Consider the following 17,753-nt stretch of genomic DNA (forward strand, 5'->3'; position numbering starts at 1 on the left):
CTATCTACACTAGTTTTTACCTCATTTAATGCACTAACTATATTTGTTTTCTCTGTTGTTTCAAGTAATGTTGTATCACCTATCTTAGTGTTAATCTCCGTCTTAGCAATTTCTATGTTGCTTGTTAACTCTATTTTAGTTGTATCAATTTTAGTGTTAACATTGCTTATTTTAGCCTCTAAATCTTGCAAATCTTTTAATGTAGCAAAAATTATCGTAGGGTCAATTTTAAGCTCTATATTATTTACATTAGATACAACAAAGATAGTTTTTACTTTCATGTCAATTACTGCTCCATCTTCCACTTTAGGTTTATATGCTGACCTATACTTTGATATAGCGAGTAAATTACCTTCGGTATCTAAATAACCTATTTCTCTAACTACAAAGCCTCCAACACTCGCAGGAATAAGACTTTCTAAAAGTAAACAATTAGACATAGCTTTATCAGTTGTGACATTTCCTACTTTACCTTCCCAAACTACATTTTTTAATACAGTTTGTTCTTCTGTTGGATTATACTCATTTCCTCCACCATCTCCAAGTTGAATCTTAACAAAATCAACTTTTCCTCCTACTATACTTGCATTTGCTATCTTAGCTTTACCTATATTTGTTAATATTGTATAGTAACTTTTTTCTGTAGCCAAACTACCACCTCCTATCTAATAAATCTCTAATAAATCGTTATTTCTTGGTATCCAAATCCATTACCACTTAGTATACTTATTTCTCCCTGTGTTTCAATGTCGCTAGGTGACCAAGGGTAAATTGTAATCTCATGTCCTGTAATAGTAGTCGCTCCAAAATTCATATAATTATCTTTACTGACTAAAACTCTAGTATAATCTAGCGTCATGTTGCATGGTTTAATACTACTTACAAATGTGTGAACTTCATTGAACCAATCTTGATTTCTTGCATCACTCTCAAGGTGTATGTTATAAGTAGCATTATTAATAGTTAATTCATAATTGCCTTCTCCAACTATACTATCTAGCCAGTTCCTTAAAAATCTCTCTGAATAAGGTAATTTACTTATATATTTACTAAAAATCCTAAACCTTCTATCCTCTAAAGTTTCATTTGACTTTGGAGTTATAGACATTATCTTTTCCCATCTTTTTATACCAAAAGGTGTTAAATCCTCTAAAAACTGGTCACTTGATAGGTCCTTTAGTTTTTCATGTAATGTTTTTATTTCTTTGTTATCTACATTAAATACTTTTATATATTCTTCTTTGTCCTGTAAAATTTGTGGTAAGTAATTTATCAAATTAATCTCTTTATCCAACTACTTCACCTCTTACTACTATAGAATCTTTATCAACACTAAAATTGGATGCAATGCTATTTATCATAGTATTTGCAATGTCTAATACTCCATCTATATTTAACAGGCGAGTCTCTATCTGAGATATACGAACTATTAAGTTCTCTTCATCTTCCCAGCTCATGTTAAGTTCATTTAAATAGTCGTCAATGGCTTCCTCTGCTATAGTCTTTATATTCTCCCAAGTATAGCCACTCTTGTATGTTATTTCTGCTGATATTTTTATAGTTGTACTTGTTACTCCTTCAACTGTGACTCTATGACCTATTGGTGCTAATCCAATGCCTTGTCCTTGATTTTGTATAGGGTCAATTTCTTCTTGTACTAAATTAACTAAATCACTAGATGGAACTTTGAAGTTAGAGTTAATTATTACTAACTTAACAGTCCCTCCTCCATCCCAAGTTGGATAAACTTTAACTCCCCCAACATCAGGCAGTTTATTAACTTCATCCCTATAGTTTTGCATATTTCCACCAAAACTCTGTGAATTTAGGCTATCATAATATCTTTGTCTCAAACTATCTTCACTTTCTTCATCTTCTCCATTAATTAATATTTCAGTTAACTCAGCAGTTTCAAGACCATCTATATATTCGATAGGTATTAGTTGCCCTAACTCAAAAATAGGTCCAGCAGTCTCACATTTCATCTTATATGTTTTTTCAGCTATTCTCTCAGTTGCAATATAATTGTATTCTCCTAAATTAAAACGTGAATCAAGTGGAATATCTATATTGAAAACGCCTTTAGCAATTGTATTAGTGGCTGGTAAAGGTGTAATTCCTCGTTCTTTACATCTTTTCTCTAAATAATAGTAACTAGCAGTGTCTACGAATGTTTGGTCTAGTAATTCATCCATAGCGATATACGTTTCTGTCAACTCGATAGCAACTGGTGCCAAGGCATTGTATATTATAGAACCTTCCCTTTTATCAAAAGTATCTGGAACACTATCTAACATTCTTTTAATTATATTTTCTAAAGTCATCAATTCAAACAATTATACACTCACCACCTTCTCTGCTTTGATATTTCCATATTTACTGTAAACTGTGAATTTACAATGTACTTTTCCTTTCACATTCTCAAACTGAAAATTATCTACATTTTCAATCCTATCATCCTGCACTAATGCTTCTTTGATTCGTCTTTCAAGTTCGGGTATTACAAAAGATATAGGTTCTCCAATTAAATTATTTAGTTCAACACCATAATTCCAAGAATAAATAAGGTGCTCATACCTTTCAGTATTTAAAATTAAAAAAATGGTCTGTTTTAATGCTTCAACATCATCACAAATACCATCTACTTTATTTCTCTCCATATTCAGTTTAAAAGTCTTACTAGGCTCTTGTCTTACGTCAAAATTAATTATTGAGACATCTTCAATATCATAGTCAGTGTTATCTGTTGGTAACATTTCATCACATCCTATCTAAAATCAAGTATTGTTGCCCTCCTTGCATACGAATTAAGGCTAATTTATCTCCTATTTTTTTATCTGTATATCTTTTGAATGTCTCTGTTTGTATTAAAAAAAATTCTTCAAAAGATGCTTTTTGCTCTATTTTAACTTTTAGAGGATTAAGGCTTTCTATAGTTCCAAATGCAAGTGTCATTGGATTGCTTGTTTCTACTGCATCCATTGCAGCTTTCTTAATTACTTGCAATAAATCTTGACTCATATTACCACCTCACTTAAAAGAATCTTCTAGCTCTTGCAAAATCATGTTTTTGTTTTTGTCTACCACTTAAACTGCTTATTTTAACTACATCACCAGTATTTGGCGAATGTATGAACTGGTCATTTCCTATACATAGTCCAACATGATGTACATTTCCTTTTCCTTGATTGTATGCAAAGAATACTAAATCACCAGCCTTTACATCATTTATATTACATAATAATTTTCCTCTACTATCATTTGATTGGTCTGCTGAAACTCTTTTGAGATTTATACCTGCACCTCTCTTAAACGCCCATACCATAAGACCGCTACAATCAAAACTCTTTGGACCATTACCTCCCCAAGCATATGGCTTACCAAGTTGATTTTTTGCTTCTTGAATAACTTTACTTACTTTACTACTATTATTTGTTGATGTATTCTCATTGTTATTATTTTGAACTTGATAAGTTGTATCTTTTAAATTCTTTTCCGCTTCTTCATTACTTCCAACTCCTGTACCACTTGAATTATCATAACTATTACCTGTTATTTGTTTATAAAATGAACTTACACATTTTACCCATTCTTTGTCTGAACTTGAAGAGTATTTATTTCTGATGCTTTCTAAAGTTTTTCTTCCTGTATGGATATAGTTTCTTGATAAATTACTTATACCTCTTTTTATTCCTTCATCAGTACTTGAAAAACTTAAATACTTTCCATCTATTCTCATTCCAAAGAAATTATTTTTAGTATTTGCAATATTTGAAGTTCCTCTGGCTGATTCGTGCATAGAGATAGCAGCCATTAATGCTGGATTAACTTTATAAGCATTTGAATATTTAACAAATATATTTCCTGTTCCTGATAATTTACCTTTAAATAATTTATTAATTTTATTAGCCATTTCAGTATCTTCTTTACTTGTAGTACTTTGTACAGGACCATTTTGTTTCTCATTTTTATTATTACTATTTCCGCTTGAGTAGGAACTTGAAGAATAAGAAGCAAATTCGTCTCCATCAACCAATGTCAAATCCATGAAATGACTGTTATTTTCAAAAGTATGTTTAACTTTCTCAACTAGCATATAATTTTGTAACTCAATATCTCCTAGATTTAATGTTATAAAAAGTAAACAACCAGCTCTCACTTTAATATCACCAAGCACATTTTTTAAACTTAGTGTTTTAGTTTTTCTATTATATAATTTTAAAAGTATATCACATTTTTGTTTTATCTCTGCTTCACTCATGTTCTTATCTACTGTTTCAAATAGTTGCAGAATACCCCAACTCCTTATATGTGCTGAATCTTGGGCAATATACACATCTCTTTTACTTGTATCCTCATTATCTCTCACAAGTTTAATCTTTGTGTAGGTATCACTATCTATTGATGAATTATAGTCAAAGTCCTCAATTACATCATTGTCCATAACTATATCTAATTTCATTGATGCAATATTCTTTAATGTTAATCTTCCAAAATCATCATAGAGTACATACATTTCCTTTTTCTCTCTTAGTGTATCATCAAGAGCAGTTAGTATCATATCAAATAGCGTTTTATTTTCTTCTATCCTAGATATTTTATATTTTGTATCTTCTATTACATTGTATTTTAAATTAAAATCTTTTGACAACATTTTTATAAGTTCACTTGCAGTTTTATTACTATATACATAAGTATCTTTATTCTTAAAGTATCTTAACTGGTCATATGCAACTATCTTGATGTGATTTTCCTTATCTCTTTTCTTTTGAAATATATATCCATAAAATACGCCTGTTCCTTTAAAATATAAACGAACTGAATTACCTTCACAAAACTGTAGTATATCATCCATTACTATAGTAAACTCTAACTTAGAAGGTGTTCCTCTTCTTTCTATCTCCCATGTGATACCATCTAAAACAACTGGTTCATAAAAGTCTTCCCAATGTGCAATAACTAATCTTATATCTCTATCATTTGCTAGAACTAATTCATCAGCCAAGTTTTAACACCTGCCCTTTGTAAATAGTATATTTACTTAAGTTTTTATTCTTATTAGCTTTATCCATCATAGTTTTATTTAACTCATATACTTTCTTATATAGTGACCCATTTCCAAGTTGTTTTTGACAGATTGACCATAAACTATCACCTGCCTTGACTGTGTATGTTTTAGCATTTGGTGCATTGACTGAATCAACTCGTTTTGGCTCTATTTTTACATTAGGTCTACCTGTCTCGTTTTTAGGTGCAGCAGGAACTAACTTTTTAGTTGAATAATCTCTATATTGTTTTAATTTTATTGAAACTTTTGTATCTGAGCCATTGTCGGCGTCTTCTAAGATTGTATATTCTTCAAGGGATACTTTCATATTAGTATTAAATAGTACTTTTCCACCCATTTCCCTCGATACAATAAATTGAAATGGCTTACAATCAGTTTTTAGTAATTCTAGTTTACTTAAAAAGAATTGAACATCTCTAAATTGACCTCTACAAAAAGGTAATTTATTATGTGTAAATTCTGCTTCAAAACTTATTTCAGATAATCCTTCTTTTTTTAATATGTTTACTTCTCCAACATTTATTAAATCAACTGTCTTATTTTTATTTGTCACTTTGACTTCAAGCTTGGGTGGTGCGATTGGTAGTTGTACTCCATCTAAATAAAAGTCATAAGCCATTTTCTCACTCTCCTTTCTAAACTATTCCCTCAGCAGATACAACCATGGCATCGTTCAGTTTTTCAGTTAAGACATTAACTATTCCATCCACATCTGCATCTTTACTTATGTTATTAGTGTTGTTCATATCAATTTTAATGTTGACTCCTGTGAATTTATTTATTGTCTCCTGTTCTGCAATATCTCTAAGATATTTTAAGTCTTCTTGGCTTTTATCCATTGTTTTTGCCATTTTTGCAGTGTTTCCTGCCGTGTCTTTTGCACTTTTCCCTAAATCACTTGAACCTATGCCATTATCTAACCCATACTTATTTTTATCCCATAAGTCTTTTAATCCCAATTTATCTTTTGCATCTTCTAGCATCTTGTTAATGTCAAAAGTATCTTTTAATTTATTAGATATAGCATTTTGCCATTTAGTTCCAAGTGCATTTCCTTTCTCAAATGCTGCTCCAATATCCTTATAGCCCATTCTCTCTAATGTCACTTTTTCGGGTGCATCTCCTACCCATCTGTTTAAGTCTGCAATTTGTTTTTTAATTGCGCTATTATCTGCCTTAACTGGTGTGAATGTTGCTTCTCCAACTTTCCCAATATTTACTCCAGGAATTTTGTTTAGTAAATCAATAAGCTTATTTACTCCTCTGATTGCTATATTCGCCCCAGCCACAAAAGCCTTACCAAGTGCGTTTCCTGCATTATTTACAGAATCATTTAGAGATGCCATTTTCTCGATTATAAAAATTACACCTTTTGCAATAGCTTGTTTCATGAGAAAAACACACTGATTCCAACCATTAGCAATAGCTTCGTTTACAGTTATACATCCATTTAGAAGCCCAATCATTATATTTTGTATTGTTGCTACTGCTGCAAATACTGCACCTACAATTACTCCTAATACAGTCAAACTTGTTCCTGCGAATTTATTTATTGCAGCTACTGCAACAAAAACCACAGCTATTACTGCTATAAATCCAAGCACTATCCATGTAAGTGGACAAGCGTATAAAGCTGCATTTAATCCATATTGTGCTGCTGTAGCCTGGGCTGTTACCATTGCTTCTATAGTTTGTGCAGATATTTTACCAAATAAAGCTAACTCTTGTGCTGCCAATGCTGCACAAGCTTTATATGCCCCTAAAGCATATAGGGCATTTACAAATGACGATACTCCAGTTGCAATTGCACTTGCAAGTAAAATTCCTTTATATGTTGCAATAGCTGCGACAACTCCATAAACAGCAGGTGCAATAATTGACCAATTTTGAGCAAAAACATTAGCAACATTTAGTGCAGCATTAGTAATTCCTCCAAGACCTTTAATTATTAATACAGCTCCTAATGTAACTCCTTGTATAAAACTTGAGAAAAACTCACTATTTAAAATGTTTTTTATAATATTCAGTGTGTCATAAATGTTTGAAGATATTGCAATCATAACATTCCGCATAGATACAACAATCTCACTAAATCTAACGCTTTGCAATGCTCCACTTATCTTTCCTAATGTCTGACCAAATATCATATAAACGTCATTTTTCATCATTGTGAGGGCTTGACTAAAAGTAATTGGCATGCTCTCGAATTTCTTTTCTATTTCAGCACTTGCTTTAAACAAAGCATTTCTCACTACATCTGCCGTAATAGCACCTGTTCGAGACAAATCTTTTAGTGCTTCTTTACCCTTACCCATAGATTCAGCTATTTTAGTAGCTAGAAGTGGTGCATTTTCCATGATAGACCTAAATTCATCACCTTGCAATTTTCCTGCTGCCATAGCTTGCGTTAACTGATACATTGCTGCACTAGCTTCTGATGCTGATGTTCCTCCAATTACGAAACTCTTATTCATTAACTCTGCAAATTTTACAACTTCTGCACTACTTCCAAAAGCTTCTCCTGCAAGTATTCCCAACTTAGATACTTGTGCTGCTGTATCTGCATAACTAGCTCTAGCACTTTGAGCAGACAAATAAATCATCTTGTTTAATTGTTCTGTTGTCTGTAATCCGTCGTTCATTAAATTTAAACGTGCTTTTGTACTTGCAATTGTATCTGCCGCTTTTGTAATGCTTTCTATTCCTTTTATTCCAATATATATACCAGCTAAACTTTTGAGTTTAGATACTAATATAGAACTTGCTTCACTTCCTTGCTTTATCTTATTATTAAAGTTTTCTTGTTCATTTGTATTTCTTCCAATTTTCTGTTCTATCCTTGTGAGAATACTTTCTATGTTATTCAAACTTTGTTGAGATGCTTGTATACCACCTGTATTCAAGGGATTGTGCAACCTTTGTTGTAACCTCTCCAAGCTATTAATCGTGGTGTTAATAGATGTAGTCATATTGCGAAATGCAGGTGTCATTCCGTCGAAAATCTTTATTGAAGTTTGTATCGTTGCCATTTTCTCACTCTCCTTTCATAAATTTCCATATAAAAAAAACACCTACATTAGTAAGTGTTTATTATTTATGCCCAAAACTGTTTACCACAGCTCAAACATGTAACTCTAACTTTCTTTGCTCCTAAATTTCCAGCTACTAAACCAATGCCTCCTGCTATAGTAGCCCCTGCTACAGCTTTTCCTATGCCAAAACCTTTCTTATGAGCAGACAATGAAACAGAGCCACACCTAGGGCAACGAGCAACATCATCTTCAAGTACATTAGTTTGTTTATACTCATCTTCCCTCAATATCTCTTTTTCCTCTTCGATATTTATTTTTTCACTTAATTCTTTAAAAGCTGGATATATAATATTTTTACACTCTTTTATGTCCAGCCCTAGTAACTTCATTGCAATATCAATTGCTAAGATTTTATCTCCTTTAGTTTCTTTATAAATATTAGTCAGATTTAATTCTTTTCCATGAACATTTATAAATAAATCATCATTGTTAACTTTATCTGCTAATGTAGCTGTTCCACAATTTGAGCAAAATTTGCCTGCACCAGTTATCTCATAACCACAATTTGAACAAAACACAACAATCACCTCACATAATACTTATTTTATAGCACTATTATACTATATACGTAAAATTTTTACATTATTATCACATCCTTTCAATAAAAAACACCTACCTGAGTAAGTGTTTTTTAATTATTTTTAATTTTAAGTCCACGTAGTTAATATAAAACGAAATGGCTACAATACAAACATCAATACGTATTTTTGAATTCACATACCACATAGTTAATATAAAATCAAGAAATGAGTTCAGCATTATTGCAGTTAACGCACTTTACATACCACATAGTTAATATAAAATAGTATAAAGTTAAAAAAGGTAATAATGATGTATTAAACTTTACATACCACATAGTTAATATAAAATAAAGATAATATAGAAAAAAGAAATGTCGACCTAGTATCTTTACATACCACATAGTTAATATAAAATTATACACTAACATCGCAGCTGCAACTCCAAGTACTATCTTTACATACCACATAGTTAATATAAAATTGATTTCTTTTCAGACTTTGTTCAAGGAATTACATTCTTTACATACCACATAGTTAATATAAAATGCAAGTATAAAAAAAGAGTTGGACGCACTAGATAAACTTTACATACCACATAGTTAATATAAAATTTTAAACATGATAAATGATGGTCAACTTTCTGACTTTACATACCACATAGTTAATATAAAATGCGGGAGGAATCTTATTTGGAGAAGCAGGAGCTATAGTCTTTACATACCACATAGTTAATCTAAAACCCCAAAATAAACTTAGCATTTCCAATACCTACACATACACATCTCTCTCAAATTTGCAGTGAACCATGAGTAGTGCAATTGATAACATTTATCACGCACCCTCAACATCTTAGATTTCAAGTGTTAAGCCATATTTTGTAACAAATATCGCTCACTGCAAAATCTCTACATTTTTATTATATCATAAAAATATTATTTTTGAATATCTGTACCAATTTGTGGTATAATAAAAGCAAGAAGAACTACAATCTATTTGAAACTAGAGTGAAGTTCTAAAAATTAATGTTTATTTCTTTTAAACTTGATTGTAAGTTTAAAATCAAAGTCACTCTTAGTCGTGTTTGAGTGGCTTTTTACTTTTTTAAATAACTTACTAGTTAAGTAAACTATTAAACTGGCAACTAAACTTGCTAGTACACCTTGTAAAAAATTATCCATACATACTCACCTCCCTTCTATACGTTGGGAGGATAATCTTTTGTATGAACTCCACTCTATAAATTGTAGATTACATCTTCTTGCTAAAAATATTATAACATATAATTCTTACATATTTTACCTATATTTTATCTCCTTCTACTTCTTCTAGCTTCTTTAGCAGTCTTTTTTTCTTCTTTTATTTCTTCTTCTACTTTAATATCTATAGAAGCAGCAACAAATGCCCTCTCGTAGTCTGGTAAATCTGTATATTCATGTGGTTTCCATTTGAATTTATGAAGGCAATAATGAGCTGCACTAGCATCATAATCGCCTCCTTCAATTAGTTTTTTGCTTCTTCTACTTTATCCTCAAAAGTTCTATCAAAACCATTTACCTCTCCTACTTCACTTGAAAGGTCTGTGTATTCGCCAGGAGTTAACATTGTTGTTAATAGTTCCTCTGCCCCCATTACGCCATAACTATTTTGAAGTTCTGCATCATGTAAATCTGGAAATACTATAGTTTCTACGCACAGTTTCAAAGTATAAGTATTAAAATCTGTTTCACTAGTGTATTGTCCTGTTGCTTTTCCTTTTTTCCCTATAACAGGAACTCTAACAGCAGAATTTTTTCTCAACTGTCTATCTCTGTCTGAATCTATTGCTTTTAATTCCCACCCGATTGGTTTTCCATCTTCACCTATAAACCTTTCACTTGCCACATACTTTCTATTCTCTACTTTTATTGCATTTTGACTTAAAAAAGCGTTTAAATCTCCCATATTCTTATTCTACCTCCATAACTAAATATTTTGTTTCTTTTTCTATTGTTGCAATACCATCTTCATTTATTTGAATTTTTATTGTAATTGGTTTCAATGATGAACCTTCAATTGTATCAAGTGCTAGTTTATCAGCAATATCTACTAAAAATAACCCAGCTTTTCTATACATTTCCCCTACACATTCTTCTATAGGTCTTTTCTTGCTATAATCAAAAGAAATTGAATCTTTTATCTCATATTTATCCTTAATTTTAACCATCTCCTATTCTTATAAATAAAAAATACACATCTATAAATTATAAATGTGTATCTTATTCCATACCATTCGCTATATTAAACTTCTCAACTATTTTCCAATTCTCAAAGGTAAAATCTACATCCTCATCCAAATACTCACCATCAGCATCAAATTTGGCAATTATTCCACTATCTAGATTGCAATCTTCAAGTATTATAGTTTGTCTTCCGACACTTGATGTAGGGTCTTCATTAGTAATTTGCATATCAAAGTAAATGTCCTCACCTGTCTCTTTATATTCATATAACAACTCTCTAAAAATAGAAGTATTATAATAAAATGTTGCACTCCCTGAAAATTTACTTCCTGTACTTTTGTTTCCTTTTGTAATGCTACCTAAAATCGGCATCTCACTTTTATTTTTTTCCATTTTTGCTTCCAAATTAATAGCTTGCATAAAATTATATCTTTTACCTTTTATTGTTACAAAACATTCAGCTTTTGAACCACTTAAAGCATCTCTAACATTCATAGTAATATTTTTAGACATCTATATCACTCTCCTCTCTAACTTACTGAAACAGTCATGTAAAGCTTGCTCATAGCGTTAATAATCTTAACCGCATCACTCACTATAACAGTTTTCTTATCGTTTCCAAGTTCCACCAAAACATCATCAGCTTTAAAATCTTCTATTGCTCTCATGTTTTGTAGTTGTTCATGGTGCTTTACTACATCATTCCAAAATGAAATACGTCCAGATTTATCGTTTGGCACTGCACCTTGATATTTATCATTGAATAGTGTTGCAATATCATTAGCAATTTGGTCAAGTACTCTAACAGATTGATTGCTTGAAAAATCATCATTCTTATCATCTGTAAATGATACAAAAGTGTTTATATCCTCTAATACATGGACTTCATCACCAACTTTATGGAATATAAATTTACCAGTTTTTAAAGCTTCTTCAAGTTGTATTTGAGTATAGTTAACATCAACATCAAACTCGCCATCATATCGCTTATTAGTATTAGATTTATTTATATCGCATCCTGCTATAGCTCCAGTAGTCCAATAAACTAAACTAGATTCAATTAAATCTTTATCTTTAATCTTATTTTCTACAGACACTACACCTTCATAATCTGCATCACTTTTCTTATATAATACAGTTTGAAACTTTGCTCCAACTCTATCACGCATTCTTTTTGTAAACTCTACAAATAAACTTTTAATTTCTGCTGTTGTAGCCAAACATCCTAAAGCATTAAATGAGTAACTTTCTATTTTATCCAAGAAAGCTTGATACTCTGCTCCTGTCACAGCTTCGCCATTAGTTCCACCAGTAAATACAAGTCCTGCACTTGCTTCTAGTGTTGTATCCTTCTTCCAAGTAATATAGTCATTGTCCTGTAAGTCTGTAATAACTTTTGCTATTTGGGTATCTACTTTCTTATTATCCAAAAGTGTTACAACATCAAACTTAGTGTTATCATCAATGTTTGTTGTAACTACTATCTTCAAATCATTACCTCTTATTCCACTATATTTAGCAGTAGCAATAGTGCAACTAGCTTTAACACCTTTATTTAGCTTATAGAAATATCCTAATCTTATATTTTTGAATAAATCTCTCAAACCTTTCAATTTTTCATGAGTGTAATCATATCCAAAATACTTTACTGAATACTTCTCAAAATCATCACTGGTTACTTGAAATACTTCTTCATTAATACCCCAATCAAGCTCAATTGGCATTGCTACAATACCTCTATCAGATAATGAACTAGTTGCCCTCTTAGCTGAGATAAAATTTATATAAGCACCTGGAAGTATTTTATTCTGTGTTACAAATGTTCCTCCACCTAAAGCCATCTAACTCACTCCTTTCATAAATTTATTTATCATATCTTCTACTTCTGAAAAAGAATATAATTCATCATCTTTTAAAATTGCATTTAATAAATCTTTTCTATTTACATACTTCTTAGAATTAACTATCTGCTCTTTAGTAAACTTATAGTCATCTTCTTTACTTAATGTTTTACTCAAAATTATCACCTCTCTTTAACCCACCAAATAATTCAACATCATTCATTTTTTCTGTATTATTACTTTTTATAGTAAAGTAGTTATAATCAACAAAGAAATGGAGTACATTATCTATAATTTCAAAGTTCATATTTGTACCTCTGACCAAATCTCCACCAATTTCTATATACTCTAATTCCTCCAGTAGCATCTCAGCTACCTCATTTATTTCAAATGACTTATTATCACTTTTGGGAAAATAATGTACATCAAAAGAATTTTTCTTTAATTCTCTACCACTTGGATATGATACTTTGCTTGGATTTAAAGGAACAATAAAAAAACAAGGTTCATTTATACCTTGCTCCACATCTTCACTATAAATTGTATATTCATTTCCAAATGATTTATCTAATTTAATAGATATTCCATCTATAATATTATTAAGCATCAAACACTCCTTTCAACAAGATTAATAACTTTTTCTCTATAATCTTATCAACTTGACTTTGTAGTTCCATTTCTGAAATAGTTAAGAAATGTTGTCCTTTAACCCATCCCTTGCCATCTTTAGTTCTATGCCCGAAATTTACATAACTTGCATATTCAGTTGGATTAACGACTTCTATAATATAATTATTACCTTGTTTGTAAACAGGAAGCGACCTAGCGTAAGCTACTCCGCTCCAGCCTTCTCTTAGAAATCCAGTGTCGACTGGTGTTCTTCTAATTACTTTTCCAAGTAATCGTGCTGCCAATTCTCTTGCTGCATCTTTGCAAAACTTATCTAAATCAATCTTTGTAAATTTCTCCATCCTTTTACAAACTCTTTTAAACTCTCTAAAATCAACACTACCCCATCTAGCCATTATGCTTTATCCTCTAGTAATTCTAATAATAGTTCTTGATGATTTGGATATATAGCAGGTTCTCCACTTCTTGCATATTCTTTATTATTTATAATAAGTTTTGAACCTGCCTTAATATTTATATTTGGAGATATAAAGAGTTTAATAGTTTGCTCTAGTTTAGCTACTTTTCCATCTGTAGCTGATGTAATATTTTTATATGAAAGCTTACATGGTTGATTTTCTAATACAACTACTTCTTTATTGTTAGTTCGTTTTGTCACAGGGTCTTTAATTGGCTGATACTCAACTATAGTACATTTATCTCTATACATCATTTCTATTGCTTTTCTAGTTCTGTTTACCATCTTAAACACCTAAAGGTTAATATTTTATTCTTACCATAAGTAGTAAGGTAGGTTATAAGACTATCAAAACGTTGCTCGGGAGTTTGTGAGCCACTCCCTATAGCAAAATCTACCTTTGTATCACCTTCTGATATAGACTTTTCTACAGCTTCAAAATTAAGACTCTCTATATCTAATTGACCCATATTTTTTTTCGTAAATAAAAACTCACCAACTATCATATCTACTTCAATTTCTTTTAATTCAATTGGCACAGTTTTTATATTACAATCTAATTTAATAATATTTTCTATCTTTTCTCTTACAAAATCTATTAACCATTTATCTCCATCCTTTAGAGTATATCCAAACCCTTGAAGTCTTTTTTCTATATTGTCAATCATGTTATCAGCTTCTTTTTTCATGACATCCACCTACTTTTTGTTAGACTTATTTTTTTCTGTAGGTTCTGCTTTTTCTATAGATTGGCTGTTTTCTTCCTCTAAAATTTTTATCTTTTCTTTAAGTTGCTTATTTTCTTCTTCTAAGGATTCAACTTTATTTCTTAAAATATTATTTTCAGCAACTAAATCTTTTACATTTAATGACTTCCCATACTTTACTGCTTTACCAGTTTCATCTATCAAATCATATCCCATTTCTAAAAAATCATCTATTCTACATTCTTCTATTGTTAATATTCTATTTAGTTTCTTTACTTGTGGCATTATATATCACTCCCTTTTCTACGCTTCAACAACAAATTGTACAGCATCAGCTTTTTTATTTAGTATAAATACATCCTCAAAACTTTCTTCAAAGTATAAGTATTTTCCCTCTGTAACTGCTCTTGGCTCGTCTAGAGTAGCGAATTGATAAGAAACTGGTGTAATTACTGCTGATGGATGAACTAAAGACATAAATATTTGTTTAGCTCCTGCACCTGCTTTCCATCCAGTTGTAAAATCATATAATGTTTTCATAAGGTCAGATGGTACTTTAACTATTTTGACTGAATCAATATCTGTGGTTTGTCTATTTAAAGAAGTTCCTCCATCTTTTATATTTACTGTTCTTTGTATTTCTTTAGCATTTTTAATAAGTGTATTAATTACTGGTGTAACATACAATATTCTTCCATTTTCCGGTACTCTAGCTTCTGTCATTTTTTCCATCATCATATCAAATATTTCTAAAACATTTGCAGTTGTAATAACTGTTGTGTCTGCTGTGTTACCTAGTGCTGTCCAGTCAGCATATATTTTAGATATACAGTAAGCATCCATCTCTGGAAACTTTTGTTCTTCATTGTATACTTGAGTTATATTTCCTATTGAAGCTACATGGTTAGTTTGGTCAATATCAGCTGGATGAACTAATGTTGACCATTTCCTTTGATTAGTTAATACCTTAGGTTCCCAAGCATTATCATAGTTTCTTTGAGCTACTGCTATTGTATCTCTGTTTGAATCTACCCTTCCAGTTGTAGATATAGTTGGTATTTCTATTGTTTTAGAACCAGTCCATCTATATCTTCCATTATTTTCTGTAGCATATAAATCCCCAAAGTTTAAGGTATAAGGATATGCTTGTGCTAAAACATTTGAATATTCTTTTGCATAATTTAGTGCTGCCATTTTATTTCCTCCTATTTATTATTATTTTCATGAGGTCTTACCCCAGTAAAATTAAAACCAAAATCATTTATCTTAGGCTCTTGCCCTGGTGTTATAGTATCTATTTTAGGCTCTCCACCTTCTAATGTTGCATTAAACAAATAGTCTTTATCTTGTTTTAGAGGGTTTATTTGCTCTTCAAAAGCCTTTTGTCTGTCTTTACTATTTCTTAGTGCTTCCATGTCTAAATGAGCTTTTAATGCTATTTCATCCCTACATTTAACAGACTTAAAAGCATCATTTAACCAGTAATTAAAGTCTTTTTCTTCAATTTCTTTTTTGTAGGTTTCTTCCAAAGTTTTCTTATCAGTTTCATAAGTTGTTTTTAGATTCTCTACATCTTCTTTTGTCATACCTCCTTCAAACTTTTTAATAGTTTCATTAGCTGTATTAAGTTGTGTTTCAATATTTGTATACTCTTCTTGAGTAACTGTAGTCTCTTTTATTTTCTTTTCTATAGATTTTTGAAGAGAAACTACATCAATCTTGTTATCTTCTATTTTTATTCCTTCTAGCAATTCTTTTAACCAATCCATTTTAAATATCTCCTTTCCTTTTTTTACAAAATAAAAAAGCCCTATCTAGGACTTACTAAAACCAATATTATTATTCTCATTGCAATTATTTATTGATATAGCTTCTATTTGTGATAAATCTATTACGATTGTTCCATCTTCATCTAAATACCCTTTCAAATACCTACAATCTGAGTCAACTTCAATAAAATCTTGCATTAACTTATCAGCAACATCTTCATCTACTATTCCAGATATGCTATTGCCACTTTTAAACCAAATTATATACTCTTTCAATAAAATAAGCCTCCTTAAATTTTTATTTAATAAAAAACTTCTTATAGACTTTTATCTAATAATCTATCTTAATTTTTCCTTCTTTAGCAAAACGTGCTTTTATATCTTTATATGCTATCTCTCTTATATACTCCAAATCCTCATCAGAAAGTTGTTTTTTAGAACTTTCTATTTTTATTTTTATTTCATTAAGTTTTTCTTTTCCAAATACTCTATTTAAATTTTCTTCTAATCTATTTACTCCTTCATTGAATGTTTCAATTTCTTTTGTAGCATTTTTTATATTTTCCTCAAAATCTGTTGTATCTAGTTCCAATTTAGCTGAAAATTCTAAGCTATTTTTCTTGCTACTCCCTTCATCAACATATCTATGTGCTTGTTCTAAATTTTCAGCATAATTTGTTAAGTTTTCAATAGTTGCAGTATATTCAACTTTCTCATAAGTCATTTCAAATATATCGGCTTTGCAGGGATATATTTCTCCTTTTATTCCTTGTATAATGTAATCCCCTTTATTGGCTCTCATAATACCTTCTAATGTCTTTAAATCACAACTTACATGTCCATTAATACATTTTTCTTCCATAAAATTACAAACTCTATCATTCTCAATAAACCATTTTGGTTCTACATCATAACCTAATCTAAATGCTTCCACTTCAACTGCTTTCTTTTTAAACTTAGCCATCTTATTTATTCCTCCTTAAATATTTAATAATATCTTCATTGCTAACTAGCAAAGAATAGAGTATGAGTATCACACCAAGAATAAAATTAAGTAGTGGAAATAAAGCTAGAAAAATAAAATTATATTTTTTTCTTTTTCTGATATTCACACTTTTAAGTAATTCAATCAATTCCTCATTACTATCAATCTTCATTTTAAATAAATAAAGCCCTGTGCAAAACACAATTATTGATAAAACATATAATTTAAGCATTTCAAATCACCCTCTCAATAAATTTTTACATAATAAAAGCACCTACTAATTTATCATTTAGCAAGTGCTTTTATATTACTTTTTTACCTTTTTCATAAGCTTCTTTAGCTTCTTTTAATGACATTTTATTTGGTCCTTTAGAATTATTCTCTTTAGGTCCACTATTTTGCCAATTACAATTATCACAAATATCAAATACATCTACATCTTTGCCACATACTGGACAATTCAT

At 30.4% G+C, this 17,753-nt stretch carries 25 protein-coding genes and 1 CRISPR repeat array; all 25 genes read right to left on the minus strand.

The window, feature by feature from the left end; genetic code table 11:
- Positions 1-650 (minus strand): phage tail protein (locus tag KGF38_RS11735; RefSeq protein ID WP_227832393.1); only part of this gene is annotated, 650 nt, incomplete at its 3' end.
- A gap of 26 nt (positions 651-676) precedes the next feature.
- Positions 677-1,294, minus strand: coding sequence for a YmfQ family protein (locus KGF38_RS11740; RefSeq protein WP_227832396.1), 618 nt, complete (start codon positions 1,292-1,294; stop codon positions 677-679).
- On the minus strand, positions 1,287-2,336 hold the full coding sequence (locus KGF38_RS11745) for a baseplate J/gp47 family protein (protein WP_227832398.1): 1,050 nt from the start codon (positions 2,334-2,336) through the stop codon (positions 1,287-1,289). Before KGF38_RS11745 ends, KGF38_RS11740 begins: the two co-directional genes overlap by 8 nt.
- Positions 2,337-2,756: a DUF2634 domain-containing protein gene (locus tag KGF38_RS11750; RefSeq protein WP_227832400.1), complete on the minus strand. Its 420-nt coding sequence runs from the start codon at positions 2,754-2,756 to the stop codon at positions 2,337-2,339. It abuts the gene before it with no gap.
- 4 nt (positions 2,757-2,760) lie between these two features.
- Entirely contained in the window at positions 2,761-3,021 is a 261-nt protein-coding gene (locus KGF38_RS11755; protein ID WP_227832402.1) for a DUF2577 domain-containing protein, read from the minus strand.
- Between the two features lie 13 nt (positions 3,022-3,034).
- The gene (locus KGF38_RS11760) at positions 3,035-5,005 is read right to left on the minus strand and encodes an NlpC/P60 family protein (RefSeq protein ID WP_227832404.1); all 1,971 of its coding nucleotides are present in this window, start codon (positions 5,003-5,005) and stop codon (positions 3,035-3,037) included.
- Entirely contained in the window at positions 4,998-5,687 is a 690-nt protein-coding gene (locus KGF38_RS11765; RefSeq protein ID WP_227832405.1) for a LysM peptidoglycan-binding domain-containing protein, read from the minus strand. The genes KGF38_RS11760 and KGF38_RS11765 overlap by 8 nt, the downstream gene beginning before the upstream one ends.
- Positions 5,688-5,703: 16 nt before the next feature.
- The gene (locus KGF38_RS11770) at positions 5,704-8,097 is read right to left on the minus strand and encodes a tape measure protein (protein WP_227832406.1); all 2,394 of its coding nucleotides are present in this window, start codon (positions 8,095-8,097) and stop codon (positions 5,704-5,706) included.
- A 65-nt stretch (positions 8,098-8,162) separates the two neighbouring features.
- Positions 8,163-8,678, minus strand: a complete 516-nt coding sequence (locus KGF38_RS11775; RefSeq protein ID WP_021368244.1) for a zinc ribbon domain-containing protein — start codon at positions 8,676-8,678, stop codon at positions 8,163-8,165.
- A gap of 193 nt (positions 8,679-8,871) precedes the next feature.
- A CRISPR array of direct repeats spans positions 8,872-9,421; the repeat unit is 29 nt; unit sequence CTTTACATACCACATAGTTAATATAAAAT.
- 279 nt (positions 9,422-9,700) lie between these two features.
- Complete coding sequence (locus tag KGF38_RS11780) at positions 9,701-9,859, minus strand: type I toxin-antitoxin system toxin (protein WP_021369367.1); 159 nt, start codon at positions 9,857-9,859, stop codon at positions 9,701-9,703.
- A 322-nt stretch (positions 9,860-10,181) separates the two neighbouring features.
- Complete coding sequence (locus KGF38_RS11785) at positions 10,182-10,622, minus strand: phage tail assembly chaperone (protein ID WP_227832408.1); 441 nt, start codon at positions 10,620-10,622, stop codon at positions 10,182-10,184.
- A 4-nt stretch (positions 10,623-10,626) separates the two neighbouring features.
- The gene (locus KGF38_RS11790) at positions 10,627-10,884 is read right to left on the minus strand and encodes a hypothetical protein (protein WP_074178018.1); all 258 of its coding nucleotides are present in this window, start codon (positions 10,882-10,884) and stop codon (positions 10,627-10,629) included.
- Positions 10,885-10,936: 52 nt separating this feature from the next.
- On the minus strand, positions 10,937-11,413 hold the full coding sequence (locus KGF38_RS11795; protein ID WP_022620900.1) for a phage tail tube protein: 477 nt from the start codon (positions 11,411-11,413) through the stop codon (positions 10,937-10,939).
- Between the two features lie 17 nt (positions 11,414-11,430).
- Positions 11,431-12,741, minus strand: coding sequence for a phage tail sheath family protein (locus KGF38_RS11800; RefSeq protein ID WP_074178017.1), 1,311 nt, complete (start codon positions 12,739-12,741; stop codon positions 11,431-11,433).
- The gene (locus KGF38_RS11805) at positions 12,742-12,927 is read right to left on the minus strand and encodes a hypothetical protein (RefSeq protein WP_227832411.1); all 186 of its coding nucleotides are present in this window, start codon (positions 12,925-12,927) and stop codon (positions 12,742-12,744) included. It abuts the gene before it with no gap.
- A complete protein-coding gene (locus tag KGF38_RS11810; protein WP_074178016.1) occupies positions 12,911-13,348 on the minus strand; it encodes a DUF6838 family protein in 438 nt (145 codons plus the stop codon). The genes KGF38_RS11805 and KGF38_RS11810 overlap by 17 nt, the downstream gene beginning before the upstream one ends.
- A complete protein-coding gene (locus tag KGF38_RS11815) occupies positions 13,341-13,766 on the minus strand; it encodes an HK97 gp10 family phage protein (protein ID WP_074178015.1) in 426 nt (141 codons plus the stop codon). Before KGF38_RS11815 ends, KGF38_RS11810 begins: the two co-directional genes overlap by 8 nt.
- Positions 13,766-14,113 (minus strand): hypothetical protein, encoded by a 348-nt coding sequence (locus KGF38_RS11820; protein WP_074178014.1) that lies wholly within the window; start codon positions 14,111-14,113, stop codon positions 13,766-13,768. Before KGF38_RS11820 ends, KGF38_RS11815 begins: the two co-directional genes overlap by 1 nt.
- Positions 14,107-14,517 (minus strand): hypothetical protein, encoded by a 411-nt coding sequence (locus KGF38_RS11825; RefSeq protein WP_074178013.1) that lies wholly within the window; start codon positions 14,515-14,517, stop codon positions 14,107-14,109. The genes KGF38_RS11820 and KGF38_RS11825 overlap by 7 nt, the downstream gene beginning before the upstream one ends.
- Before the next feature lie 9 nt (positions 14,518-14,526).
- A complete protein-coding gene (locus KGF38_RS11830; RefSeq protein ID WP_227832412.1) occupies positions 14,527-14,820 on the minus strand; it encodes a hypothetical protein in 294 nt (97 codons plus the stop codon).
- An 18-nt stretch (positions 14,821-14,838) separates the two neighbouring features.
- Positions 14,839-15,729, minus strand: a complete 891-nt coding sequence (locus tag KGF38_RS11835; protein ID WP_074178012.1) for a capsid protein — start codon at positions 15,727-15,729, stop codon at positions 14,839-14,841.
- A gap of 11 nt (positions 15,730-15,740) precedes the next feature.
- On the minus strand, positions 15,741-16,304 hold the full coding sequence (locus KGF38_RS11840) for a phage scaffolding protein (protein ID WP_074178011.1): 564 nt from the start codon (positions 16,302-16,304) through the stop codon (positions 15,741-15,743).
- A gap of 45 nt (positions 16,305-16,349) precedes the next feature.
- On the minus strand, positions 16,350-16,580 hold the full coding sequence (locus tag KGF38_RS11845) for a hypothetical protein (RefSeq protein WP_074178010.1): 231 nt from the start codon (positions 16,578-16,580) through the stop codon (positions 16,350-16,352).
- 55 nt (positions 16,581-16,635) lie between these two features.
- Positions 16,636-17,268, minus strand: a complete 633-nt coding sequence (locus KGF38_RS11850; RefSeq protein ID WP_074178009.1) for a hypothetical protein — start codon at positions 17,266-17,268, stop codon at positions 16,636-16,638.
- 323 nt (positions 17,269-17,591) lie between these two features.
- Entirely contained in the window at positions 17,592-17,753 is a 162-nt protein-coding gene (locus KGF38_RS11855) for a CPCC family cysteine-rich protein (RefSeq protein WP_021374938.1), read from the minus strand.

It is taken from the genome of Clostridioides sp. ZZV14-6387, from assembly GCF_020657835.1.
Taxonomy (GTDB): Bacteria; Bacillota; Clostridia; order Peptostreptococcales; family Peptostreptococcaceae; genus Clostridioides; species Clostridioides difficile_A.